This window comes from Aeromonas sp. FDAARGOS 1405 (genome assembly GCF_019048265.1).
Lineage (GTDB): Bacteria > Pseudomonadota > Gammaproteobacteria > Enterobacterales > Aeromonadaceae > Aeromonas > Aeromonas veronii_A.
Genome location: NZ_CP077311.1, coordinates 2,798,565 through 2,823,851, shown reverse-complemented (window position 1 = coordinate 2,823,851; position 25,287 = coordinate 2,798,565). Strand labels below are relative to the sequence as shown.

Sequence of the window (25,287 nt, the reverse complement as noted above, 5' to 3'; positions counted from 1 at the left end):
ACGGCAGACAGCTTGCCAGCTTTACATTCCGGTAACAAACAGCTAGATTTAGACCGACTAATCAGTCGGTCATTTTTCGTGCGGAGAACAACATGGGTGCGGCGCAGCTTCAACACACTCCTGAGGATATCCTCGCCATCAAGATGTCCCTGCCGGATCAGCTGGCGCGGCTCAAGCGGGCGAGTCTGGCTCACCCCATGCCTACCCTGGCCGAGCGCCGGGCGCAGCTGACCAAACTCAAACAGGCGTTGCTCGCCCACAAGGGACAGCTGTGCAAGGCGCTGGCGGCAGATTATGGTCAGCGCAGCCACTACGACAGCCTGATCGCCGATGTGCTGCCCTGCATCATGCAGATCAACTACACCCAGAAGCGGCTCAAACGCTGGATGCAGCCCCACCGCCGTCACACCGGCCTGCTGCTGGCCCCCGCCAAAGTGGAGGTGCACTTCCAGCCGCTCGGGGTGGTCGGCATTATCGTGCCGTGGAACTTTCCGGTGATGCTGAGCCTTGGCCCCCTCATCACCGCCATCGCGGCGGGCAACCGGGCGATGCTGAAACTCTCCGAGTTCACCCCTCATACCAACGCCGTGCTGCGCACCATGCTCACCAGCGTGTTTGACGAAAACGAGATCGCCATCATCGAGGGAGATGCCCAGATGGCGGCAGCGTTCAGCTCACTGCCGTTCGATCACCTGCTCTTTACCGGCTCCACCATGGTGGGCAAGCTGGTGATGGCCGCCGCCGCGCCCCAGCTCACCCCCCTCACCCTTGAGCTGGGTGGCAAGAGCCCCTGTCTCATCGCCCCCGACATGCCGGTCGCCACCGCGGTCGAGCGGATGATCTTCGGCAAGAGCCTCAACGCCGGGCAGATCTGCGTCGCCCCCGACTATGTGCTGCTGCCCCGCAGCGAGGTGGATAACTTTATCGCCGCCTATCGCCGCCACTTCAGCAAGCTCTACCCGCAGGGGCTCAATAGCGCCGACTACGGCGCCATCATCAACGACCGCCAGTATCAACGTCTCGTCAGCTGGCTCGATGAAGCCGAGCAGGCGGGTGCCCAGCTCCATCCCTGTGGCAGCCCGGCCCGCGACGACCAGCGTCGCCTGCTGGTGCCCCATCTGCTGACCGGGGTGCCGAGTCAGTGTCAGGTAATGCAGCAGGAGATCTTCGGGCCGCTGCTGCCGCTCATCCCCTACGACACCCTGGAGGAGGCGCTCGCCTATGTGGCCGAGCGGCCCCGCCCGCTGGCCCTCTATCTGATGAGCTTCGATCCCGAGTTGCAGGCGCGAGTGACCCGGGAGACCCACTCCGGCGGCATGGCGATCAACGAGAGCCTGTTTCAGGTGGCTGCCGACGATGTGCCGTTTGGCGGCATCGGCGCCTCCGGCATGGGCCACTACCACGGCCACGAGGGGTTTCTTACCTTCTCCAAGGCAAAAACCGTGCTGACCCGCGGCAAGTTCACCACCGGCTCCCTGATCCATCCCCCCTACCACAGCTGGATCCAGAAGCTGATGATGGCCTTCTTCCTGCGCTGATGGAGATGACAATGAAGCAGGCTATCCCGCAGCCACAAACCATGACCGACAAGCGCCGCCAGATCCTGGATGCCGCCCTCGCCCTCTGCGCCGAAGATGGCCTGCAGGGGGCCGCCACCGCCCGTATCGCCAAGGCGGCCGGGGTGGCCAACGGCACTCTGTTCCACCACTTTCCGAGCAAGGAGGCGCTGATCCTCGCCCTCTATCAGGATGTAAAGACCCGGATGGGGAGCGCCATCCATGAAGCAGATCCCACCCTGCCGCTGTACGACCAGACCCGCCACTACTGGCAGCTGGCGATGGGGTGGATGCTCGCGCATCCCAATGAGCTCAAATTCGTGCTGGGCTTCTTTCACTCTCCGCTGCTGGCCAGACCGGCCCGCAGCCAGATCCTGAACGATGCCCTGCGCTTTCTGCCAGCCCTGCTGGCAAAGGGGCAGGCCAGCGGCGAGCTGATGCAGGCTCCCGCGCCACTGTTGCTGGAGGTGTGTCAGGGCCAGTTCCTCGCTTGCGCATCACTGTTTGTCGATCAACCGGAGCTGGGAGAGGACGACTACTGGCAAGCCAGTGCGTTCGCCCTCTTCTGGTCAGCCATCTCAGGAGCCAATCCTCATGCAAACACGGATGTTTGAACCTGCGGCAGCCCTTGGCCGCCGCCTCTGGATCACCACTCTGCTCTGGGTGGTGGGTCGCACCCTCTGTCGCGCCGCCCGCACCGACGAGGCAGTGCGCCGTGAATTGGCGCCGTTGCCGGACGGGCTGGCTATTCGCCTCGAAGTGGGCGGCATCGGCTACGCCATGAACATGCACAAGCAGGGTGGCCGCTGGTATCCCGGCGCGCCAGTCGCCCCTCATGCCACCATCCATCCGCTACGGGTGCGCTTCAAGCATCCCAATATCGCCTTTCGCGCCCTGAGTTTTCGGCTCGGGGTCAATCAGGCATTTGGCGAAAACCGGCTGCTGGTGGAGGGAGATCTGACCGTTGCCATGCATCTGGTACGGGGGCTTGAGCAGTTGCAGTCCCTGATCCTGCCCGCCTTTATCGCGCGGCCTCTGCTGCGCCACTATCCCGCCCCGACCAACAAGATCGGCCGGGCCTGCAACATCTATCTGGGTCTGGTGACCGGCTAACGCGCAAGGAGCTTTGAAATGAGCCGCTATTACGATTTCTTCTGCCCGGTCAAACTGCTGGCCGGTGAACAGGCGCTGGAGCAGCTGGCCAGCGAGCTGGCCAGCCTCGGGGCCCGTCGCCCGCTGCTGCTGACCGACAAGGGGGTCAATGCCACCGGCCTTGCCACCCTGCTGGCCAATGTGCTGGCCGAGGGGGAGCTGCCGGTTGCCGCCATCTGGGACGAGATCCCGGCTGACTCTTCCACTGCCGTGGTGGAGCGGATCGCCAAACGCTACCGCGAGCTCGACTGCGACAGTCTGGTGGCGCTGGGGGGCGGCTCGGTCATCGACACCGCCAAGGCAGTCAACATTCTCACTTCCATGGGGGGGGATCATCTGCTCGACTACTCGGGCGCCGGTTGCCTGACCCGTCCCCTCAAGCCGCTGGCGGTGGTGCCCACCACGGCGGGCACAGGATCAGAAGTGACATTGGTTGCAGTGATCAAGGATGAGGCGAGCGGGCGCAAGGTGCCCTTCACCTCCCCCTTCCTGCTGCCCCAGCTGGCGGTGCTCGACCCGCGCCTGACCCAGGGACTGCCCCTCAATATCACCGCCGCTACCGCCATGGATGCCATGACCCACGCCATCGAGGCCTTTATCGGTACCGCCAAGAACCCGGTGAGCGATGCGCTGGCCCTGATGGCAGTGGAGAAGATCGCCAGCGCCCTGCCGCAAATCATCCACGACCCGCAAAACAAACAGCTGCGGCTGCAACTGGCGGAAGGCTCCACGCTGGCTGGCATGGCTTTTTCCAACTCCATGGTGGGGCTGGTGCACGCCCTCGGCCACAGTCTGGGAGCCCGCTGCCATCTGCCCCACGGGCTGTGCATGAACCTCTTTTTGCCGACCGTGCTCGACTACAACCGCCCCGAGGTGGATAGCGAGTTGGCCCGGCTGCTGTTGCCGCTGGTGGGGGCAGAGCGCTTTGCTGCCACCCCGGCCCATCAGCGGGCGGAAGCGACCATCACAGCTATTCGCACCCTGCGCGACACCTTGTGGCAAGCGGTCAAGCTGCCGCGCACCATGAGCGAGGCTGGGGTAAGCGATCGCTCGCTACTGACCGAGATCCGCGATCTGGCGGTCAACGACGGTGCCCTGCTGTTCAATCGCAAGGACGCCGACCGTGAGCAGTTACTCACCCTGCTGGAGCGAGCCTGGGTCTGATCCCTCCCCTTTGCCAATAATCTTGTGCTGACACTAACGCGGTGCCCGACTCACCATCGGGCACCTTGATCTACATCGCGATATCGATGCGCCCTCTGTCAAAGGGGGATGATATTGACCACGGGCTCTCATTATCTGTTCTATACCTTGGCTAACCGCTATCTTGTGCCAACAACACCATCTTGATGCCAGAGGTGCCCACCATGAGCGAGATTATTCATCAGGCCAACCAGCAACAGTTTATCTGTATGGTTGAGGGGAAAGAGTCGAGACTGCGCTACCGGCGCCTCGATGCCAAGACCATCGACGCCTACAGTACTTTCGTCCCCCCCGAGCTGCGGGTGCAGGGGATTGCCGATCAGCTGGCGCGCGCCTTCTTCAACTGGACTCAGGCGGAGGGGCTCACTATAGTGCCGAGCTGTCGCTACATTGATGTCTGGTTACGCCGCAATGCCAACAACTGAACCTCTGAACACCGTCCTCGAACAGCAATTCCAAGCCAAAACAGAAGCCCTGCTGCGGGCCGATCCGCAGCGGATGGCCTGCCTGCAAGCCGCGGCCGAGCTCAATCTGCCCGACTGGGCGCTGGGGGCCGGTTTTATCCGCAACCTCATCTGGGATCACCTTCACCACAAGGCGGTGCCCACCCCGCTCAACGATATCGACCTTATCTATCTCGATAAAACCGATCCGCAAGGGCTGGCCGAAGCGGAGCACGAAGCTTGGCTCGCCAAACGCCTGCCCGGCCAGCAGTGGGAGGTGCGCAATCAGGCCCGCATGCATACTCGCCAGCTGGTAGCGCCGTTTGCCAGCAGCCTTGAGGCGCTCAGCCATTGGGTCGAGGTGCCCACCTGCATCGGCGTACGCCTCACCCGGGATGGCGAGTTCGAGTGGCTTGCCCCCTACGGCTTTGCCATCAACTGGTCGCTGCAAGTGAGTGCCAACCCCAGATGTCGTCAGGACAAACAGATTTTTACCCAGCGCATCAAGGAGAAACGCTGGCAGGCTATCTGGCCTGACCTTCAGGTAAACTGGCCATAACCTGATTGCAATCTTTCGATAACCTTGGGCACACTAGGGGAAAAGCTGGTTGTAACTCAATGGGTTAAATAATGCGCGACTTCTTCTCTCTCGAACGCTGGCTACCGGGCCTCGCCGCCCTGCTGCATTACCAGCGCGCCTGGTTGATGCCAGATCTTCGCGCCGGACTCTCGGTGGCGGCCGTGGCCCTGCCCGTCGCCATCGCCTATGCCGAGCTTGCCGGGGTGGGTGCCATCGTCGGCCTCTACTCCTGCATCCTGCCCATGCTGGTCTACGCCCTGTTTGGCACCTCCCGCCAGCTGATTGTCGGCCCCGATGCCGCCACCTGTGCGGTCATCGCCGCCGTGGTGACGCCGCTGGCCGCAGGCGATCCAACCCGTCACTGGCAACTTGTGATGACCATGACCGCCATGACCGGCTTCTGGTGCCTGATTGCCAGCCGCTTCAAGCTGGGGGTGCTGGCGGACTTTCTCTCCCGCCCGATCCTGATGGGGCTGCTCAATGGTGTGGCCATCACCATCATGGTGGGCCAGCTCTCCAAGATCTTCGGCTTCACTTTCAGCGAACGTTACCTCATCGAGCGGATTGCCAGCGGGGCGACCTATATTACCCAGACCCATCTGCCGACCCTGGCCATGAGTCTGGTGGCTCTGCTCACCCTGCTGCTGGCCAAGCGCTACAAACCGGCATGGCCCTCCTCCATGGTGGCCATGGTGGTGACCGCTGCGCTGGTGTGGGGCTTTAATCTCGGCCAGTTTGATATCGCCACCCTGGGGGCGGTGGGTTCCGGCCTGCCCGCCTTCCAGATGCCGGAATTCCCCCCCGGCCTGATGCGGGAGCTGGTGCTGCCCGCCCTTAACCTGGCCATGGTGAGCTTCGTCTCCATGATGCTGACCGCCCGCAGCTTTGCAGCCAAAAACGGTTACGAGATAGACGCGGACAAGGAGTTTCGGGCCCTCGGTATGGCCAACCTCGCCTCCGCAGTCTCCCAGGGTTTTGCCATCAGCGGCGCGGATTCGCGCACTGCGGTCAACGACGCCAACGGCGGCAAGAGCCAGTTGGTCTCCATCATCGCCGCAGCAGTGATCGCCCTCATCACCTTCTATCTGACGGCGCCGCTCAAATATATACCCACAGCCGCCCTCGGGGTGGTGCTGGTGATGGCCTCTCTGTCGCTCACCGATTTTCGCGGACTGTGGGCGCTGCGCCACTCCGACCGCTCCGCCTTCTGGTTGGCGCTGGTCACCTTTATCAGCGTGCTCACCATGGGAGTGATCCCCGGGATCACCCTTGCCGTGTTGCTGGGGCTATTCCAGTTCCTGCGCAATGTGATGCGCCCCACCGATCAACTACTCGGCATGGATGACGAGGGGGTGGTGCGCACCCTGGGGGACAACGAACAGGCCAAGGCGATCCCGGGTATTCTGGTCTATCGCTTCAACTCGCCGCTCACCTACTTCAATGCCCCCTATTTCAAGCGGCGGGTGCTTGCCCTGCTGGTGCAGGATCCCCGAGCCCCCAAGTGTCTGGTGATCGATGCGGTCGCCTGCTTCACCCATCAGGACATCAGCGTGATGAGCATGGTGGGAGAGCTGCACAAAGATCTGAAACGGCGCGGCATCCATATGGTGATGGCGGGTCGCCACGGCCAGATGACCCACTGGCTAAAGCAGGCGGGTGTGCGGGTGGGCGATGAGGGGATCATCCTCTGCCCCGATATGTATCAGGCGCTGCGCCTGACCCGCTGCTACCGCGAGCCGGTGTTCAAGGATGATGCGGTGGTGGAGAGCACCACAGATGCCATCCGCTCGAATTGGCCGCAGGATGATGCCCTGCCCGACTCGGCGCGCCTCACCCTGCCAAGCGAACAGGAGGCGGGCGCCACGCCTGCCTGATCCCTTGGCCTGCGCCCCTTGCCGGTGCAATCCTGCACAAGGATTGCACCGGCCTTGGCCTTGGTGTTAAATGCGCCCCCAGAGGGCACTCCCCCGTACCCTCCCAGCTGTTGGACATGCCATGCAATCTCAATCCCACGCAGGCCCGGGCACGCTATTTGCGCTGACCTGGCCGCTCTTTATCGATCTCGCCCTGCACTTTCTGACCGGTGCCCTCAACACCTTCATGGTGGGTCACGTCTCCTATCAGGGAGTGGCCGCGCTGGCGGTCGGCAATCAGGTGTTCGATCTCGCCATCACATTGTTCAGCTTCGTCAGCATCGGTACCAGTGTGGTGATCACCCAGTATCTGGGGGCGGGCGATCGAGAGAAGAGTCGGGTGGTGATCCACACCGCCATCGGCTTCAACCTGCTGATCGGTCTGGTAGCCGCCATCGGCGTGATGGCAGGAGCAAGCACCATGCTGGCGCTGATGAACCTGCCTGCCAATCTGATGAGCGACGGGACGCTTTACTTGCAGATCATCGGTCTCTGCCTGTTACCGGAAGCAGCAGCCCTCTGTCTGGCAGCCACCCTGCGCGCTCACGGCCACACCCGTCAGGCGATGTATGTGACCCTCATCGTCAACCTCATCACCTTCGTCGGCAACCTGCTGCTGCTCTACGGCTGGTTCGGCCTGCCCCAGCTGGGGGTCGCCGGTGTCGCCATCAGCACGGTCGCGGGCCGACTGGTCGGCGTGGTGCTGCTGGTGTGGCTGGTAGCCCGCAAGACCGGCATTCGACTGGTGGTGCGCGATATCGTCCACCCCAGCCGGGAGATGCTCGGCAAGGTACTCCATATCGGCCTGCCGGCGGCAGGAGAGAACCTCTCCTGGATGCTGCAGTTTATGGTGGTGACAGCCTTTGTCGGACTGCTGGGGGACAAGGCGCTGGCGACCCAATCCTACTTCTTCCAGATCTGCCTGTTTATCCTGCTGTTTGGCCTCTCTATCGGCCTTGGCAACGAAATCATCATCGGTCATCTGGCAGGTGCCAGGCAGTTCGATCGCGCCTATCAACAGCTGCTCAAGAGCCTCAAGCTGGGGCTGGCAGTCACCTGCGTCATCGCCGTGGTGGCTGCCCTCAATGGCCGTACCATCATCAGCCTCTTTACCGATGATGCCGACATCATCACCCAGGTGGCGCAACTGTTTCTTATCAGCCTTATCCTCGAGCCCGGCCGCACCTTCAATCTGGTGGTGATCAACGCCCTGCGGGCCACCGGGGATGCCCGTTTCCCCCTCTACATGGCGTTGCTCTCCATGTGGGGAATTGCCGTGCCACTCTCCTATTTCCTCGGTATCATGCAGGGTTATGGACTGGTCGGTATCTGGCTGGCGCTGGCCTGCGACGAGTGGGTGCGCGGTCTGGCCATGTTCTGGCGCTGGCGCAGTCGTCGCTGGCAAAACAAAATTCTTGTTGAAACAAAAGCGGAATCACAATGAAGAAGATAGGACTCTTGCTGGCTGCCATCCTGCTCAGCCCCCTGGCCATGGCGCAAACTGCCCCTGCCGCTCCCAAGGCTCAAGCCACCCAGACCTGGTATGTGGCCCCCATCGCCATCGATGAAACCAGCGACGCCCAGAAGGCGCTGACCAAGGACTTCATGGCCCAGATGATCAAGACCATCAAGATCAACGAGTACCAGACCGGCAAGGCGGTGGGCAACACCAAAAAGCCCAAGTGGCTGATCCGCACCAAGCTGATCCCCGCCAGCAACGAGCCGCTGGTCGGCAAGAAGCACCCGCAGGGTCTCACCTACGGCAAGGGCAATCCGACCCAGGAGATCGTCGGCGAGCTGTTGATGAATGGCACCCTGGTGGCCCACATCGGCCAGGGCTGGCGCGAGCCTATCGTCCCGGGCACGCCGGTGGCTGACAAACTCTCCATCGCCAACTATCGATACGCCATCGGGGATCAGGCCAAGTCGGCGGATCTGGAGGAGCTTGCCGCCCAGATTGGCTTTGAAGCGGGCAAGGTGATCCACCGCGACGGCAAGCCGCTGCCCGAGAAGAAAAAGAAAAAAGAGTAAATGCCATACCGGTTATATGAAGGGGCGCTATGCCCCTTTTTTGCTGCCGTTTACCGGCTCGCGACCATCATCCCGCCGTCACAACTGTGATCAGGATTCCAGTTTATCCCTCTCCCTCTGACTAATGAATATCTGATCTGCTTTTGATTCAACAAGTTAAAAACCACATTCTTTATGCAGCAAACCATTGTTGCCGAATTGGATCCGGATCACATTTATCTGGGGGGGTAAGGGGTAGTTTGGTCTCTAAGGCACAATCAAACGAAACCAAGGAGGCTCCATTACATGTTCCCAGAGTACAGAGAACTTATCTCGAAACTGAAGAGCAGTGATGTCCATTTCCAGAAGAAGTTTGACTTGCACAACGACCTGGATGCGGAGATTAGAAAGCTGGAAAAACATCACGCCAGCGACTATAGCGCCGAGGTGAGGGATCTGAAAAAACAGAAACTCAAACTGAAAGAGGAGATATACGACATCCTCAAACAACATCCACAATAGATGCCTCGAAGATAATCCGGATAAGCAATTTATCCCTCAGCCCGGCCCAAGCGCCGGGCTTTTTATTGTTTTAGTCAATTAGTTGATCCGCCACACTACCGACAGTAGCGGTTGTTTGTTACATTTTTCATTTTGGATTCAAGGCACAGATGTGATGGTAACATGACCATAAATCGCGTTTTTTATCATCTTTTACTGCTTTGCATCTTATCTGGCCTCCAGCCACTGCGAGCCCAGGAGCCAGTGCTGGAGTTGTGGCACTCCCAGCAGGCCGGATATGTGATCGACGACGTGATCACGCGATTCAATCAGGAAGGCAATCACAAGGTTCACGTCACCCAGATCGAGCCCGGCAAGATCAAGGCAGACATCCTGCTGGCTGCGCAAGCCAGGGGGCTGCCCGACTTGATGCTGATCCCGTCCGACTTTATCGGCCTCTACCGACAGATGTCCCTCGCCCCCCTGCCAACCGGATGGTTCTCATCTGCACTGATGAGCAGTGCTCTGCAATATGTTACCCTGGATCAGCAACGCTGGGGCATGCCCATGATGCAGGGCAACCATCTGATGCTGTTTTACAATAAGGCGCTGGTCTCAACACCGGTGACCCAATGGCAGCAACTGGCAGCCATCACTCCGGCCCTCAAGGCCAAGGGGATCCAGCCCGTCAGCTGGCCCTACCACGACATGTACTACTTTGCAGCATTTCTGCTCACTTTTGGTGGCTCGCCAGTGACCGAAGGGCGCATCACACTCGACACGCCGGCCATGATTCAGGCACTGGAAGCGTACCGTACGGTCGCCAGAGAGAAGTGGGGCGATCCCGAGTGCGACTATGATACCGCTCTCGCCAATTTCAACGACGGCAAGAGTGCCTATCTTGTCAACGGGGACTGGGCCTTCAATGACCTGGTGAAAAACATGGGAGAACAGCTTGGGGTTGCCATGCTGCCTCACTGGGAAGATCGCCCGATGCACTCCATGAGCGGCGCCTACGTCCTGAGTGTATCTCGTTGGGCAATGGCAGATGAAGAACGTCAGACCGTCATCAAAGCCCTGATGGCCTTTATCCAGCGGGACGATATTCAGCAATTGATCTATCGACAGGGTTCGCTGTTACCAATCAACCAGCGGGCTTTTTCCGCCATCAACCAATACCCCGCCCTGCACGAAAAGGTGCTGCTGGAACAGTTCACCCTCAGTACACCCATGCCTTCAGAGAGCGCCATGTCCATTGCCTGGCAGGCGATGGACAAGGGGTTCGAGCGTTTCAAGGAGGGAAGCAGTGCCGCTGAAGCAGCTCGCTATATGCAGCAACTGGCCGATCAGCAATACCAGCAGGTCAAGTCAAAATGAGCCACCGCACCTTTCGTCTCGGTCCTACGCTCATCGTCATACTGTTCACCGCAGCCCTGCTGCCAGCGCTGCTGGTAAGCGGCATATTGCTGGCTCGTCAACACCAGATCATTGCCCAGAGCGAACAATCCCAACTGGAGCGAGCCCTCACCAGCATGACCCGTGAGGCACGCTTTCGCAGCGAATTGATCGGAACCCAGCTTCAACAACTCAGCAACGATCGGGTGCTTAATCAGGCACTCGAGAATTTTCTCTTCTCCAGTCATGCCCGCCTGGCGCTGGCGGCCTTTATCAAGTCCAACAGTCTGCTGACCTCAGCCTACCTGATCGATGATCAGGGTCGGGTAGTAGAGTACATCAACGGCCGAGCCTCTTACCTTGAATCGAGTAACCTGATGCCACAGCTGATGGCATGGAGCGAGACGCGGGAAGCCAAACAGGGCAAGCATTTGCTGATGCCTGTGGATGATCCCTTGCTGATCGGCGATATGGAACAGGATCGCAGTGGCGGGTTGGCGCTGGTGGCCCCCATCTATCGCAATCATCAGCGGGCCGGGGTGATGCAGACCCCAGCGGGCTTTGTGATGGCCATCCTCCCCTGGAGGCAGATGGCCCAACTGCTGGAACCCTATCTGAAGGGGAGCGAGTATCTGGTGATTTCACAAGGAGATACCCGTCTCTACGAAGGCTCACACAACAACACCAAAGATATGAACGACCGGGTACCCAGCCAGATGGCACAGCTCTTGACCATCGGCTGGCCACAACTGGAAGAGACCATCACCCCAACCATCACCCTCTACAGCTACAGCGATGACAGGGTGAGCGAGCTAAACAAATCTCAGCAGTTGTTGACCGTCAGCATCGCCGTCATGTTGCTGCTGGTGGCCATCGGCTGTATCTGGCTTACCCGCTGGCTCACCCGACCGCTGCGCTCGCTGGCAGCCCTGGTGCGCAGTTACGGCAAGGGCAACTACCAGCAACAGCAAGCACCGCTGCGCTTTGTGGAATACGATGAGGTGCGTCGGCTGCTGCAGGAGATGGCCTATACCATCTCTGCCCAGGTAAGAGCGCTCTATCAACAGAATGAACAGCTGCAGCAGGCCAACAGCGAGAAAGAGGCCTTCAATCAGCGGCTGCTCGGCTTCAACGATGAACTGGAGCAAGAGGTCGCCTCGCAAACGACCGCCCTGCGCTCGGCCCTGAGCCGGGAGGAGCGCAGCCGCCATATCCTGCAATCATGGTTGCAGTTCGGTCTGCACCAGCAGCTGGATATCGATATTGCCGAGCTGGCCAGCTCCGCCCTGTTGCAGCTCTCCCAGCTCTATCCCGGCCACCGCTGGGGGCTGGTGATCCGCCGCGATGGCGAGCCCCACTACTCCCTGACCCAGGGGGTCGATGCCCCCTTGCGTGATCCCCTGCAGGAGAAACTGACCCAACTGATGGATGAGGAGGTCAAACACTCCGAATGCCAGTGGGATAATGCCTCCTGGAAGATCATGACCCTGCCCGGCAGCCAGAGTGGTGTGCTGTTTGGTTATCTCATGGTGAGCGCCGAAGGGCTGGAGTCCGAAGACAGGGCCATCTTGCGGTTGTTTGCCAAACAGCTGGCGGTAGGCATCGAGGGGCGCCTCTTCACCGACGAGCTGGCGCGGGTCGCTCGCACTGATAACCTCACCGGCCTCCCCAACCGACAGGCGTTCGAAGAGGCGTTTCATCACTATCAGACGGTGCTGGCGCGCCATCCGGAACGTCACCTCGCGCTCTTCATGCTCGACCTTAACGGCCTCAAACGCACCAACGACCAGTATGGGCACGAGGCGGGCGACGCCCTGCTGATCCAGATGGCACGACTACTGCGCACGCTGTGCCGACAGAATGAGAGCATATTCAGAATGGGAGGAGACGAATTCGTGCTACTGGCGGAGGCGGATCACCTTGCCTGCCAACAGCTGGCAGGCAGACTGGAGGCAAGCCAGCAGCACGCCATCGTGCAACATGGGGAGCACAGATTCCCGCTGCGTTTCGCCATCGGCTGGAGCAGTAGCGACCAGACCCCGTTGGCAGAGCTGAGCCGGGTGGCGGACGACGCCATGTATGCCGACAAAGCCCGCTTCTATCAGGGGCAACGCTAAAAGCGGTGACCTCCGGCGTTGGCGAGCCTTTCGCCAACCCCCTGATTAGCTCGCAAAAATGGTGCGCAACGCTAGACGCGGCGCAGACCATGACTAAGATAGGGGGCTCTTGATATCGCGATTTGCTAGGGAGTAGGAAATGGAGTTAGTACTTGGCCCGCTGGAGGCCCGTGTCATCGGGTGTCTGATTGAAAAAGAGATCTGCACCCCGGATCAATATCCCCTCTCCCTTAATGCACTGGTCAATGCTTGCAACCAGAAGAGTAACCGTGAGCCGGTACTGGATCTGGCCGAACTCGATATCCGCGTCGTGGTGGACGAGCTGATCCGCCGACGCCTGGTAGTCAACACGGCAGGTTTCAATGCCCGGGTACCCCGCTACCAGCACAGATTCTGCAACACCGAGTTTGGTGAACTGAAATTCGATGCGCAGGAACTCGGCATCATCTGCGAGTTGCTGCTGCGCGGCCCGCAAACCCTGGGGGAGCTGCGTTCTCGCACCAATCGCCTCTGCAGTTTTGATGACGTGACCGAGGTAGATGCCGTACTCAATCGCCTCATCGAACGTGGCCCTTACGTGGTCAAACTGCCACGTGAGCCGGGCAAGCGCGAATCCCGCTACGCCCACCTGTTCAGCGGTGAGGTGGATATCCAGGCGATGATGGATGCCACCCCTGCGGCTGCCTATGCCTCCCCGGCCGCCGACCGCCTGAGCGAGCTGGAGCAGGAAGTAAGCGAGCTCAAGAGCCGTCTCGCCGCCATAGAAGCACGACTGGCTGCACTGGATGGTCAGGGCTGATCGCCCTTACCATCGCCCATCTCTATCAGGGAGCCGGGGTTGATGTCACCGGCTCCCTGCGTTTTTTATCGTGAGGAAGTGCCCGTGATCACCCTGATTAAAGAGTCTGACCACCAGAAGATGCCCTGGAAGAACCAGCAGGGCACCACCAGCCAGATCCTCATCTCCCCCAAGGGGAGCAGCCTTGCCAAACTCGACTTTGACTATCGGCTGAGCTCGGCCCCCATCAAGAGTGCGGGCCCCTTCTCCCCCTTTCCCGGCTATCAACGCATTTTGCTGCCGGTAAGCGGGGCTGGCTTTGTGCTCAACGGCCACCCCTACGCCACCTTCGAGGCGGCGCACTTTAGCGGCGACGAGGAGACCCACTGCGAGTTGCTGAAAAAAGAGGTGACCGATCTGGGGCTTATCTACCATCCGGATCGCATCAGCGCTAACGTGCGGGTGCTGAACCTCCCCTTCCCGCTGACCCTGACCCTCGAGCCAGGGAAGACCTACCTCTGTCACCTGCTGAGCGGCCAGCTGACCGTGCAGGGCAAAGAGGTGGCCATCAACGAGACGCTGGTGGTGACCGGTGAAGAGAGCATTCACTTCGAATGCCAGAAGAAGAGCTCCATCGCCTTCTTTACCCTGCAGGCCAAATAGCGCGAAAGTCGGCTGTGCGCAGTCATGCCACGCCACAACAAGCGACAGATATGAAAAAGCCGGGAAATCCCGGCTTTTTCTATTGAGGCGACCGGCTCGATGCCGGTCAGCACCTTAGTTGACCTTGAATGAGCCCTTCATCATGGCGAAGTGGCCGGGGAAGGAGCAGAAGAAGGTGAGATCCTTGCCCGCCAGACCGTCGGTCTTGAAGGTGACGCTGCTGCTCTCGCCACCGCCGATCAGCTTGGTATGCGCCAGCACGCGGGGATCATCCTTGGGCAGATAGCCGTTCTCGGCCCCGGCGCTCATCCCCGCCGTCGCCACAGTCTGATAGTCTGCGGTGCTGGCCAGCACCCAGTTATGGCCCATGGCGGTCACAGGCAGCTTCCCGGTATGGTTCAGAGTAACCGTCACCTCCTTGCAGGTGGCCGGAACGCTCATCTCTTTGAGGTTGTACTGCATGGCATCATTGCCTTCGATGACCAGTGCGCACTCATCGGCCAGAACCGGGGCAGCCAGAGTACTCAGAAACAGCAGGGTAATCGCCTTTTTCATCATCTTCTCCTTTGATTGGCAATGGATGGCAACAGCGTGGCGTATATGCTTCGCAAAGATGCCGTCTAAATCGACCTTCATTTTACTCAATTGTTTTCAATCGGCGATGGGTTTTGGCCAAAGCTGCGGGCCAGGTCACCAGACGGTGCTGTACTCGCCACTATCTCCCATCACGGATGGACGATACGACCCGCTCCAGCAACAGGTTCAAAACTGTTTAATTTTTTCTGCTCTTTTCCCCCCGATTGCCCCTATCAGGGCTCGCCCGGCGAGCGCCCCTTGGCTAAGCTAGCGCCCCGATATGAACCTTCTCCAGATGAGAGCGCCGGATGATTGCGATGACCCCCGTGGCGGCCCTGCGCGGCCTGCTGCTAACCCTGCTGCTGGCGCTGACCGGCTGCCAGCCGACCCCGCCAGCCCAGACCCGTATTCAGGGCAAGACCATGGGCACCTACTATGTGGTGACCCTGAGCGATAGCTACCCCGGTGGGGAGCCCTCCCTCAAAAGCGATGTAGAGAGTCTGCTGGCCCGGATGAACAAGGAGATCTCCACCTACGATCCCGACTCCCTCATCTCCCGATTCAATCAGGGGCCCGCCAATACCCCGTTTGCCATCCCGCCCGCCATGGCCATCATAGTCCAGCAGGGGATTGATGCCGGTAAGCTGACCGATGGCAAGCTGGATGTGACCGTGGGGCCGCTGGTCAATCTGTGGGGATTTGGCCCGGACAAACGCCCGGTCAAGCGACCCGATGAGGCGGCCATCGCCGCCGCCCGCCACAAGGTGGGCATCGACAAGCTGACCCTGACCCCGCAAGGGGATCACTTCCTGCTCGAAAAAACGATCCCGGATCTCTATCTCGACCTCTCCACCCTGGGCGAAGGGGCTGCATCGGATGAAATCGCCGCCCTGCTCGAGGGCAAGGGGGTACACAACTACCTGATCGAAGTGGCCGGTGCGGTGCGCAGCAAGGGCAACAACAGCAAGGGTTCACCGTGGAGAGTGGCCATCGTCGAACCTTCCGATCAGCCGGGAGCGTTTTCCGATATCGTCATCCCCAACGGTATGGCGCTCAGCACCGCAGGCAGCTATCGCAACTACTACGAGATAGATGGACAGCGTTACTCCCATATCATCGACCCCGCCACCGGCCAGCCTGTCACCCACAAGCTGGTCTCCGCCAGCGTGATCACCCCGACCGCGCTTGAGGCTGACGCCCTCGATACCGCGCTGATGGTGATGGGGCCCGAAGCGGGTATGGCATTTGCCAAACAGCACAAGCTGGCGGTCTATCTCATCATCAAGACCGAACAGGGGTTCAAGGCCAAGTACACGCCCCAATTCGCCCACTATCTGGCGAAGCAACCGACAGAAAAGCACTGATAAACAGAAGGCCCCGATAACGGGGCCTTCTCATTACGGTTGATGATGAACTTGTCACGGGCTATTCGATGGTCACCCGGTGAGGGGCTGGCGTTTCCACCTGCTTGGGCAGTTGCAACGTGAGGATACCGTTCTCGAACCTGGCGCTGACCTTGTCCAGCGCCACCTCGACCGGCAACTCCAGAGTGCGTGAAACACTGCCAAAATAGCGTTCACTGCGCAGTGTTCGCTCATCCTTGTTCTGGCTGTCAAACTGGCGGATCTCCGCTTTCAGCGTCACCTGTTTACCATGGATATCCACATGGATGTCCTCTTTGGCAACCCCCGGCAACTCGGCTTGCAGCACATAGTTGCCATCACTCTCCTTCAAATCCAGCCTGATCTGGCTCGGCAAGGGGTCCCCGTGCAAGGGGCGAATATAGAAGCCGGACGCCATATCGCGAAACAGGTCATCGAACAGACTGGTACGGCTTGGTAGCAAACTCATCTCTGATCCCTCCGTGATTCATGGACTAACAGAGGCAGGCCCTGATACCTGCCTGATGGGGCCTATATGTGACCGGGGCTTGTCGTTGCCCCCTCTATCAGTCTAAAAAGTGTGCCGCGTGCTGCCACCCCATCTGAGCTTTATTTGATATGGATCAACCACATCGCCCTGGCCACCAGGCACAGAGCGTGACATGGAAACTGAAAGTTGCGTGACAAAAGCACATTGATTGCCACTTGACACGCTTTGGTGGCACACTTTCTCCCATCAACCCGTAGCGCCTCGACCCAGAACAATGCAGACACCGGAAAACGCGTCAGAAAAGAAGAGCCCTGCCAAGCCACAACGCATTCTGATGGTCAATGAGCAGCGCTCGTTTCAGGTGATGATGAAGGCGATGCTGCTCAATCTGGGTATCAGCAACATCACCTACTCCAATACCGCCGAGGATGCGCGACGCCGCTGCCAGAAGGGCAGCTTCGATATCTATCTCATTGATTACGATCTGGGGATTGGCGAGAACGGGCGGCAGCTGCTGGAGAGCCTGCGGGATCAGAAGCTCATTCCGCCCCAGAGCGTGGTGATCATGGTGAGTGGCGACAGCTCTCGCGCCATGGTGCTGAGCGCGCTGGAAGCCGAGCCCGACGAATACCTGATGAAGCCCTTCTCCCAGGAGCAGTTCTCGTTTCGCCTCAAGCGGGCCCTCGCCCGGCGCAACGCCCTGGCCAGCGTCTTTACTGCGCTGGCTGATAACAATCTGGCGACCCTCATTACCGCCTGTGCCGAGCGGGCTGATGCTGTCCCCCGTTTTGCCAACTACTGCCGCTGCCTGCAAGCTGATACTCACCTCAAGCTGGGTCAGGCACAAGAAGCACGCGCCCTGATGCGCCAGCTGCTGGCCGGGCAGGAGAACAGCTGGGCCCGCCTGACGCTGGGCAAGGCGTGCAATACCTTGGGACTTCATGAAGAAGCGGTCAGCCATCTGCAGGCGACCCTCAAAAATACCCCGCTGATGGTGGAAGCACACCTCTGGCTGGCGGAATCCCAACTCGCCCTCGGCAACGATGAACTGGCACAACAAGAACTTAGACGAGCGGTGGATATATCCCCCCAGTCGGTGCAGCTCTCCCGTCGGCTGGCGGAAGTGTGCCTGCTACGCCACGACTACGCTCAGGCCAAGGATGTGCTGCTGTCGCTGATCGATCTGTCGCGTAACTCGATCCACCGAACCCCCCACTATCTGGGTGCCTATATCCAGACCCTGACCCTCTACGCCCTCAACAGCAACGACAGCTATCATATCGCTAACCTGCAAAAGCAGGTCAACTCGGCCCTGTCGCGCATCCGTGATTCGCTGATGATGTCGGAGTTCAACTACCCGGTATTCGAGCAAATCTGTCAGGCCCGAGTGCAAATTGCGCTGGGCGAGCTGCTCAAGGGCAAGAAGATGCTCTATCGCGCCAACCAGAACTGGCTTGATGAACCGGCCACCATGCCCCCTGCCCTGCTTGGCGAAACAATCCTCGCCCTCTACCAGCTCGGCGAGTTCGAATATGCCGAGAGCCTGCAGGGACTGCTGGCAAAGGATGAAGACCGGCTGCTTACTACCTGCATTCAGGCAACCCGTGATGATAAAACGGTGCTGGAGCGGCGTCAGCGCTACCAGCAGCTCAACGATCTGGGGATCAAGGCCTATCAGAGCGGCGAGCTGGAACAGGCGCTCGGTCACTTTCGCGAGGCGCTGCGCCGGGCCCCCGCCAATACCGGTGCCGCCCTCAACAAGATCCAGGTGTTGCTGCAACTGATGCAGAAAAACCGCAAAAGCCCGGAGTTTGGTATCGAGTGCAAAGAGACCCTGGACGTGCTCGACGGCATCCCCCTCAACCCGGCTCAGCAGGAGCGTTTTCGCAAGCTGCGTCAGGAGTTTAACCAGTTCAACTAAGACGCCGTCACGCCCCCTTTTCCCGCCTATGCTGAAACCAGTACGGTAATGCGAGGGAAGCGAAGATGGCGATGTGTCGTTATCTGGTGGCCGATGGCCGCCACTGCAGTGAAGAAGCTGGCGAGCACGATCTTTGCAAGTGGCATGATCCCCATGGACCTCATCAGGAAGCCCGCACCGCCGAGGCGCTCGAACAATACGTTCGCGCTGGCGGACTCTGCCACGGCCTGCAGCTGTCACGGGCCAATCTGGCTGGCCTCAATCTGGTCAACAAGGAGTCCGATCAGGGATTCTTGCTGGAGCAGTGCAACCTCTATCGCGCCAACCTGCGCGGGGGTCACCTCTACGGCCTGCGCATGAAAGGGGGCAGCCTGATGAAGGCCGATCTCAGTGATGCCAACCTCCAGTGCGCCACCCTCGATGACGTCAATCTGCTCGGCATCCGCTGGCACAACACCCGGCTCGACAACATGCAGACCGGCAAACGGGTGATGCAGGATCGCAAGGGGCGCCGTGAACGGGATCCCAAACAGGCGCGCATCTGGTTCAAGGAGGCGGAAGAGACCTACCGGGATCTGCGCAAAGCCTCCGAGGCGCAGGGGATCTTCACCATGTCCGGCAACTATATCCAGCAAGAGCTCACCATGCGTCGCCTGCAACTGCCGTTCTGGTCGACCCAGCGCTTCACCTCCTGGGTGGTCGATCTCTTCTGCGGCTATGGCGAGGCTCCGATGCGGGTGGTGCTCTTCTCGTTGCTGCTCATCTTTATCTGCAGCATTTTTTACTTCTTCTGCGGCCTTAACTTCGCGGGCAATCATCTGATATACCGACCAGAAGCCTCTCTTGAAGAGAACGCCATCTTCCTGCTGGAGTGCCTCTACTACAGCGTGGTCACCTTCACCACCCTGGGTTATGGCGACTTCACTCCGGTCGGGCTTTCCAGGATCTTTGCCGCCTTTGAAGCCTTCACCGGCAGCTTCACACTGGCGCTGTTTGTGGTGGTATTCGTCAAAAAGATGACCCGCTGACACCTCTGCCCACCCCGCGGTGCCTGCCACTGATGCAGGCCCGCGGCCAAACTTGCATCCACCGCCGATTCCTAGTCCAATAGCGACTTATAAAAATGACATGAGCATCCCGGACATGAAGATCATCTCTTTCAATATCAACGGCCTGCGCGCCCGTCTGCACCAGTTGCAAGCCATCATCGACAAGCACCAGCCCGATGTGATCGGCCTGCAGGAAATCAAGGTCCATGACGAGGCCTTCCCGCTGGCCGATGTGGAGGCCATGGGCTATCACGTAGCGTTTCACGGCCAGAAGGCTCACTACGGGGTCGCCATCATGAGCAAGCAGAAACCGGTCAAGGTGGAGAAAGGCTTCCCCACCGATGACGAAGAGGCCCAGCGCCGGATGATCATGGCCACCTTCGAGCGCGAAGACGGCTCCCTCATCAAGGTAATGAACGGCTACTTCCCGCAGGGTGAAAGCCAGGATCACGAGACCAAGTTCCCGGCCAAGCAGAAGTTCTACGAGGATCTGCAGCACTATCTCGAGACCAACCACACCCCGGACGACCAGCTGGTGCTGATCGGAGATATGAATATCTCCCCCACCGATCTCGACATCGGTATCGGCGAAGCGAACCGCAAGCGCTGGCTGCGGGATGGCAAGTGCTCCTTCCTGCCCATCGAGCGGGAGTGGATGGAGCGGCTGAAAGGGTTCGGTCTCACCGACACCTTCCGCGCCGCCAACCCCACCGAGTGCGAGCGATTCTCCTGGTTTGACTACCGCTCCAAGGGCTTTGACGAGAACCGTGGCCTGCGCATCGACCTCATCATGGCCTCCGATGCTCTCAAGGACAGCGTGACCGAGACCGGCATCGATTATGAGCTGCGCGGCATCGAGAAACCCTCAGATCACGCCCCCATCTGGGCCTGCTTTGCCTGACAGACCTGATAGTGGGGGCATTTGACGCCCCCACTGTGACCCAGCCCCCACTTCCCTCGCTTTTTCCTTCTTATAATTCCTTTGGGCCCCGCATCCAGCCATGACAACGCCGAAAGATACCTGCTGGCCTGTTATCGCCTGTCGCTGCCCCGTCTACAACCTGCCGTCATGTTCTGACAACTTTCACTGTCGAGCAGCTTGGGTTCAATATTCGTGCTCTATCATTAAAAACTATCAGTAATCCAATAAGTTAAATTTGTAACCATGCAGTTAACCATGTTCATGAAGAGAAAGGGTGGGCGCGGCAATCGTGCACCATCCCACAGGAGTATGATGATGAAGGTGCAATCCGTCAGGGAAGAGATGTTAAAACGCGGCTGGATCGCTCTGGCTCTAGCCAGTGCCCTGACCGCCTGTGGTGATAAACCAACTGCCGGAGCTCAGGCGCTGCCGCCGGTCCCCGTAGTGGTGGCAGAGGTCAAGCTGACCGATGTGCCGCTCACCACCGAGATGGTGGGTGAAACCGCCGGTTTTCGCGAGATCGATGTGCGATCACGAGTCAGTGGCATCCTGCTCAAGCGCACCTACATCGAAGGTCAGCCGGTTACCGCCGGCCAGGAGCTGTTTCTGATCGATCCCGAGCCCTACAAGGTGGCGCTGGAGCAGGCCAAAGGGACCCTGGCTCAGGAGCTGGCTCGCCTCAACAAGGCCCGCGCCGATCGGGATCGCATCATCCCGCTGTTCAAACGCCAAGTAGTGAGTCGCAAGGACTATGACGATACTATTGCCAACTACGAGGCTGCCATCGCCAGTCACCAGGCCGCCCAGGCCAAGGTGAAGGAGGCCGAGCTCAACCTCAGCTATACCCAGGTGACCGCCCCCATAAACGGCATGGCGAGCAAGAGCTCCCAGTCCGAGGGGAGCCTTATCTCCACCAGCGGCGACAACGGCCTGCTCACTACCATCACCCAGTTTGATCCGCTCTATGTCAACTTCTCCTACTCGGAGCAGGATCGCCTCAACTTCGAAAACTCGGTAAAGAAAGGGGTGATTGAGGCGAAGGATGCCACCACCTGGCGCACCCATATTCGTCTGGCCGATGGCTCTGTCTACCCTGAAGCGGGCAAGCTCAACTTCTCCGACAACCGGGTCGATCCCCAGACCGGCACCATCCGGGCCCGTGCCATCTTCGACAACAAGGATGGCGTGCTGCTGCCCGGCCAGTTTGTCCGTATGACCATCGATCTGGGCACCCGCAAGAATGCCATCGTGGTGCCGCCCCGCGCTATCGTCCAGTCCCAGGCTGACCGCATGGTGATGGTGGTCGATGCCGAGAACAAGGTGATCCCCCGTCCGGTCAAACTGGGCCCGGTGGTCTCCGAGGGGGTGCTGATCGACAGCGGCCTCAATGCCGGTGACCGTTACATCGTCGAAGGCTTGATGAAGGCTCGCCCCGGCAGCGTGGTGAAACCTGTCTCTGCCGACGAGATGAAAGCCATCACCGCCAAGATGGTCAGCCACTCAGCGGCCAAGTAAGGAGCTCGTATGTTTTCCAGGTTTTTTATCGAGCGTCCCATCTTCGCCAGCGTGATTTCGATCATTATCGTGCTGGGCGGATTGGCGGCAATGCGCTCGCTTCCCATCGAGCAGTACCCCCAGATCACCCCGCCGGTGGTCTCGGTGACCGCTTTCTATCCGGGGGCCACTCCGGAGGTGATCTCCCAGACTGTCGCCGCACCGCTGGAGCAGCAGATCAACGGCGTCGAGCGGATGATCTATATGCAATCGGGTTCGGCCTCCAACGGCCAGATGAACCTCAACGTCTACTTCGAGATCGGCACAGATCCGGATCAGGCCACCATCAACGTCAACAACCGGGTATCGGCCGCCATGGCCCAGCTGCCGGAAGAGGTGAAAAAGCAGGGGGTAACGGTCAAGAAGAAATCGACCTCCATCCTGCAGGTGGTCACCCTCCAGTCGCCGAACGGCTCGTTTGATACCACCTATCTGTCAAACTATGCCCTGCTCAACATCATCGACGAGCTCAAGCGGATTCCCGGCATCGGTGATACCACTCTGTTTGGCGGTACCGACTATGCGATGCGCATCTGGTTGCGGCCGGATCGACTGGCCCAGCTCGAACTCACCCCGAGTGATGTGATTAGCGCCATCCGCGAGCAGAACACCCAGTTTGCGGCAGGCAAGATCGGCGCTCAGCCCACCTCGACCCCCATCGACTTCACCTACACGGTGCAGACCAAGGGTCGCCTTGAAGATGTGAAAGAGTTCCAGAACATCATAGTTCGCTCCATGCCCGATGGCTCCAAGATCCGGGTCCGCGATGTCGCCCGGGTCGAGCTGGGGGGCAAGGATTATGATCTGGTGGCCCGCGCCAACGGCAAACCGGCCATCGGTATCGCTACCTATCTGCAGCCCGGTGCCAACGCCGTAGCAGTCGCCGATGCGGTGCACACCACCATGGAGCGGCTCAAGGAGCGCTTTCCGCAGGATATCGAGTACCAGATCCCCTACGACACCACAGAGTTTGTGAAGATCTCCATCGAAGAGGTGGTACACACCCTGTTCGAGGCGATCGTGCTGGTGTTCGTGGTAGTCTACCTGTTCCTGCAGAACTTCCGCGCCACCCTGATCCCCTGTATCGCGGTGCCAGTGTCACTTATCGGGACCTTCGCCGGCATGCTGGTGCTCGGTTTCTCCATCAACCTGCTGACCCTGTTCGGCATGGTGCTCGCCATCGGTATCGTGGTGGATGACGCCATCGTGGTGCTCGAGAACGTCGAGCGGATCATGAGCGAGAAGAAATGTTCGCCCAAAGAGGCTGCCATCCTCGCCATGCAGGAGGTCTCAGGTCCGGTGGTCGCCATCGTGCTGGTGCTTTGCGCCGTGTTCCTGCCGGTCGCCTTTATGGGTGGCATGACAGGGGTGATGTACAAGCAGTTCGCCATCACGGTCGCGGTCTCGGTGGCCATCTCCGGTCTGGTGGCTCTGACTCTCTCTCCGGCCTTGTGCGCCGTGTTGCTGAAAGAGGGACATCACAAACCGGCCCGTTTCTTCGTCTGGTTCAACGATAAATTTGACCAGCTGACCCACGGCTATGTACGGGGTGTGGCCTTCCTGAACCGTCGGGTGGGGGTCGCTTTTGCCATCATCGCCGTACTGTTGCTCTCCATCTACGGTCTCTTCCTGAAAGTGCCGGGCGAGCTGGTACCGAACGAAGATCAGGGCTACCTCATCTCCGCCGTCATGCTGCCGGATGCCGCCGCCATGAGCCGGACACAGGCAGTGGCGGATCAGTTCGACAAGATCGCCATGGCCAATCCCAATGTGAAGGATGTGATCACCTTCTCGGGCTTCGACATCCTCTCCAACGCCATCATCAGCAACAGCGGTCTCACCTTCATTACCCTGAAGGACTGGAGCGAGCGCAAGGGGACAGGCCAGGACTCCTTCGATCTGGCCAAAACTCTGCAGGGGATGAGCCTGATGGGGCTGGCTGACGGCTTTGTTGCCTCCTTCAACCCGCCCCCCATCCAGGGGATGTCCACCACCGGCGGACTGGAAGGCTACCTGCAAAACCGGGGTTCCGGCAGTGCCCAGGAGTTTTCGGGCGAAGTACAGCGCTTCCTCGCCGCCGCCAAGGAGCGCCCCGAGTTTGCCAGTGTCACATCCACATTCCGTGCCAATGTGCCGCAGGTCTATCTCGACCTGGATCGCGAGAAAGCCAAGGCGCTGGGGCTGCCGATCAATGCGGTGTTCGACACCATGCAGGCCACCTTCGGTCAGGTCTATGTCAACGACTTCAACCAGTTTGGCCGAACCTACCGGGTACAGTTGCAGTCCGAAGCGGACTACCGCGCCAAGAAGAGCGATATCCGCAACGTCTACGTGCGCTCCAACACCGGCGAGATGATCCCGCTCAGCAGCCTAGTGACGGTCCGTGATGCCACTGGCCCCGAGCTGGTAGAGCGTTTCAACATCTTCCAGGCAGCCAAGATCATGGCACAGCCGGCACCCGGCTACAGTTCGGGTCAGGCGATCGCCGCACTGGAAGAGGTGGCCAACAGCACCCTTGGCAACGATGCCAAACTGGAGTGGACCGGTTCCGCCTATCAGGAGAAGGCCTCTGCCGGTAGCGCAGGCATGGCGTTCGGCTTCGGTATTGTGATGATCTTCCTCATCCTGGCAGCCCAGTACGAACGCTGGAGCCTGCCGTTTGCGGTGATCACAGCCGTACCGTTCGCCCTGTTCGGCGCCCTGCTGGCCACCTGGCTGGTAGGACTCACCAACAACGTCTACTTCCAGATCGGGCTGGTGACCCTGGTGGGCCTTGCCGCCAAGAACGCCATACTGATTGTGGAATTCGCGGTGATGAAGCACGAGGAGGGGATGAGCCTCATCGAGTCGGCACTGGAGGCGGCGCGCCTGCGTTTTCGCCCCATCGTGATGACCTCGCTGGCCTTCATCCTCGGCTGTGTGCCGCTGGTCACCTCCAGCGGCGCCGGTGCCGCAAGCCGTCACGCTCTCGGCTGGCCGGTCATCGGCGGCATGCTGGCGGCCACCTTTATCGCCATCTTCTTTATCCCGCTCTTCTTCCGCCTCATCATGAAAGGGTCGGAAAAACGCGCCAAGCCGTAAC

General features: G+C 59.8%; 22 protein-coding genes. 20 read left to right on the top strand and 2 right to left on the bottom strand.

Annotated elements, in window-relative coordinates; genetic code table 11:
- Nucleotides 1-92 precede the first annotated feature (92 nt).
- The 14 genes from I6L35_RS13225 (at nt 93) to I6L35_RS13160 (ending at nt 14,311) form a co-directional block, all read left to right on the top strand.
- Complete coding sequence (locus tag I6L35_RS13225; RefSeq protein WP_216961871.1) at nt 93-1,538, top strand: coniferyl aldehyde dehydrogenase; 1,446 nt, start codon at nt 93-95, stop codon at nt 1,536-1,538.
- 11 nt (nt 1,539-1,549) lie between these two features.
- On the top strand, nt 1,550-2,170 hold the full coding sequence (locus I6L35_RS13220; RefSeq protein ID WP_216978413.1) for a TetR/AcrR family transcriptional regulator: 621 nt from the start codon (nt 1,550-1,552) through the stop codon (nt 2,168-2,170).
- A complete protein-coding gene (locus I6L35_RS13215; RefSeq protein WP_005361659.1) occupies nt 2,151-2,669 on the top strand; it encodes a hypothetical protein in 519 nt (172 codons plus the stop codon). Before I6L35_RS13220 ends, I6L35_RS13215 begins: the two co-directional genes overlap by 20 nt.
- 18 nt (nt 2,670-2,687) lie before the next feature.
- Nucleotides 2,688-3,872: an iron-containing alcohol dehydrogenase gene (locus I6L35_RS13210; protein ID WP_139708930.1), complete on the top strand. Its 1,185-nt coding sequence runs from the start codon at nt 2,688-2,690 to the stop codon at nt 3,870-3,872.
- Nucleotides 3,873-4,075: 203 nt separating this feature from the next.
- Nucleotides 4,076-4,336, top strand: coding sequence for a GNAT family N-acetyltransferase (locus I6L35_RS13205; RefSeq protein WP_005347229.1), 261 nt, complete (start codon nt 4,076-4,078; stop codon nt 4,334-4,336).
- Nucleotides 4,323-4,913, top strand: coding sequence for a nucleotidyltransferase family protein (locus I6L35_RS13200; protein WP_216978412.1), 591 nt, complete (start codon nt 4,323-4,325; stop codon nt 4,911-4,913). Before I6L35_RS13205 ends, I6L35_RS13200 begins: the two co-directional genes overlap by 14 nt.
- Nucleotides 4,914-4,984: 71 nt before the next feature.
- Nucleotides 4,985-6,808 (top strand): SulP family inorganic anion transporter, encoded by a 1,824-nt coding sequence (locus I6L35_RS13195; protein ID WP_216978411.1) that lies wholly within the window; start codon nt 4,985-4,987, stop codon nt 6,806-6,808.
- 121 nt (nt 6,809-6,929) lie between these two features.
- A complete protein-coding gene (locus tag I6L35_RS13190) occupies nt 6,930-8,291 on the top strand; it encodes an MATE family efflux transporter (RefSeq protein ID WP_216978410.1) in 1,362 nt (453 codons plus the stop codon).
- Complete coding sequence (locus tag I6L35_RS13185; protein ID WP_204382038.1) at nt 8,288-8,878, top strand: hypothetical protein; 591 nt, start codon at nt 8,288-8,290, stop codon at nt 8,876-8,878. The genes I6L35_RS13190 and I6L35_RS13185 overlap by 4 nt, the downstream gene beginning before the upstream one ends.
- Before the next feature lie 285 nt (nt 8,879-9,163).
- Nucleotides 9,164-9,379 (top strand): YdcH family protein, encoded by a 216-nt coding sequence (locus I6L35_RS13180; protein ID WP_005337763.1) that lies wholly within the window; start codon nt 9,164-9,166, stop codon nt 9,377-9,379.
- Nucleotides 9,380-9,622: 243 nt separating this feature from the next.
- Complete coding sequence (locus I6L35_RS13175; protein WP_254204442.1) at nt 9,623-10,735, top strand: extracellular solute-binding protein; 1,113 nt, start codon at nt 9,623-9,625, stop codon at nt 10,733-10,735.
- Nucleotides 10,732-12,870, top strand: a complete 2,139-nt coding sequence (locus tag I6L35_RS13170; RefSeq protein ID WP_216978408.1) for a diguanylate cyclase — start codon at nt 10,732-10,734, stop codon at nt 12,868-12,870. Before I6L35_RS13175 ends, I6L35_RS13170 begins: the two co-directional genes overlap by 4 nt.
- Nucleotides 12,871-13,009: 139 nt before the next feature.
- On the top strand, nt 13,010-13,669 hold the full coding sequence (locus I6L35_RS13165; RefSeq protein WP_216978407.1) for a YceH family protein: 660 nt from the start codon (nt 13,010-13,012) through the stop codon (nt 13,667-13,669).
- 84 nt (nt 13,670-13,753) lie between these two features.
- Entirely contained in the window at nt 13,754-14,311 is a 558-nt protein-coding gene (locus I6L35_RS13160; protein WP_216978406.1) for a HutD family protein, read from the top strand.
- 114 nt (nt 14,312-14,425) lie between these two features.
- Here I6L35_RS13160 and azu read toward each other — a convergent pair whose 3' ends face one another.
- A complete protein-coding gene (gene azu, locus I6L35_RS13155) occupies nt 14,426-14,866 on the bottom strand; it encodes an azurin (RefSeq protein ID WP_005337768.1) in 441 nt (146 codons plus the stop codon).
- 329 nt (nt 14,867-15,195) lie between these two features.
- On the opposite strand from azu, the gene I6L35_RS13150 reads away from it, so the two are divergent.
- Complete coding sequence (locus tag I6L35_RS13150) at nt 15,196-16,251, top strand: FAD:protein FMN transferase (RefSeq protein ID WP_216978405.1); 1,056 nt, start codon at nt 15,196-15,198, stop codon at nt 16,249-16,251.
- A gap of 61 nt (nt 16,252-16,312) precedes the next feature.
- Here the strand turns inward: I6L35_RS13150 and I6L35_RS13145 are convergent, their stop codons facing one another.
- Nucleotides 16,313-16,738, bottom strand: a complete 426-nt coding sequence (locus I6L35_RS13145) for an Hsp20/alpha crystallin family protein (protein WP_103250619.1) — start codon at nt 16,736-16,738, stop codon at nt 16,313-16,315.
- A gap of 295 nt (nt 16,739-17,033) precedes the next feature.
- On the opposite strand from I6L35_RS13145, the gene I6L35_RS13140 reads away from it, so the two are divergent.
- The 5 genes from I6L35_RS13140 (at nt 17,034) to I6L35_RS13120 (ending at nt 25,286) form a co-directional block, all read left to right on the top strand.
- Nucleotides 17,034-18,680, top strand: coding sequence for a tetratricopeptide repeat-containing response regulator (locus I6L35_RS13140; RefSeq protein WP_216978404.1), 1,647 nt, complete (start codon nt 17,034-17,036; stop codon nt 18,678-18,680).
- Between the two features lie 65 nt (nt 18,681-18,745).
- On the top strand, nt 18,746-19,708 hold the full coding sequence (locus I6L35_RS13135; protein ID WP_216978403.1) for an ion channel: 963 nt from the start codon (nt 18,746-18,748) through the stop codon (nt 19,706-19,708).
- Between the two features lie 115 nt (nt 19,709-19,823).
- The gene (gene xthA / locus I6L35_RS13130) at nt 19,824-20,630 is read left to right on the top strand and encodes an exodeoxyribonuclease III (RefSeq protein WP_216978402.1); all 807 of its coding nucleotides are present in this window, start codon (nt 19,824-19,826) and stop codon (nt 20,628-20,630) included.
- 336 nt (nt 20,631-20,966) lie between these two features.
- Entirely contained in the window at nt 20,967-22,166 is a 1,200-nt protein-coding gene (locus tag I6L35_RS13125) for an efflux RND transporter periplasmic adaptor subunit (RefSeq protein WP_216980285.1), read from the top strand.
- A gap of 9 nt (nt 22,167-22,175) precedes the next feature.
- Nucleotides 22,176-25,286 carry an efflux RND transporter permease subunit gene (locus I6L35_RS13120; protein WP_216978401.1) on the top strand — a complete coding sequence of 1,037 codons (3,111 nt, stop codon included), beginning with the start codon at nt 22,176-22,178 and terminating at the stop codon, nt 25,284-25,286.
- Nucleotide 25,287: the final 1 nt, after the last annotated feature.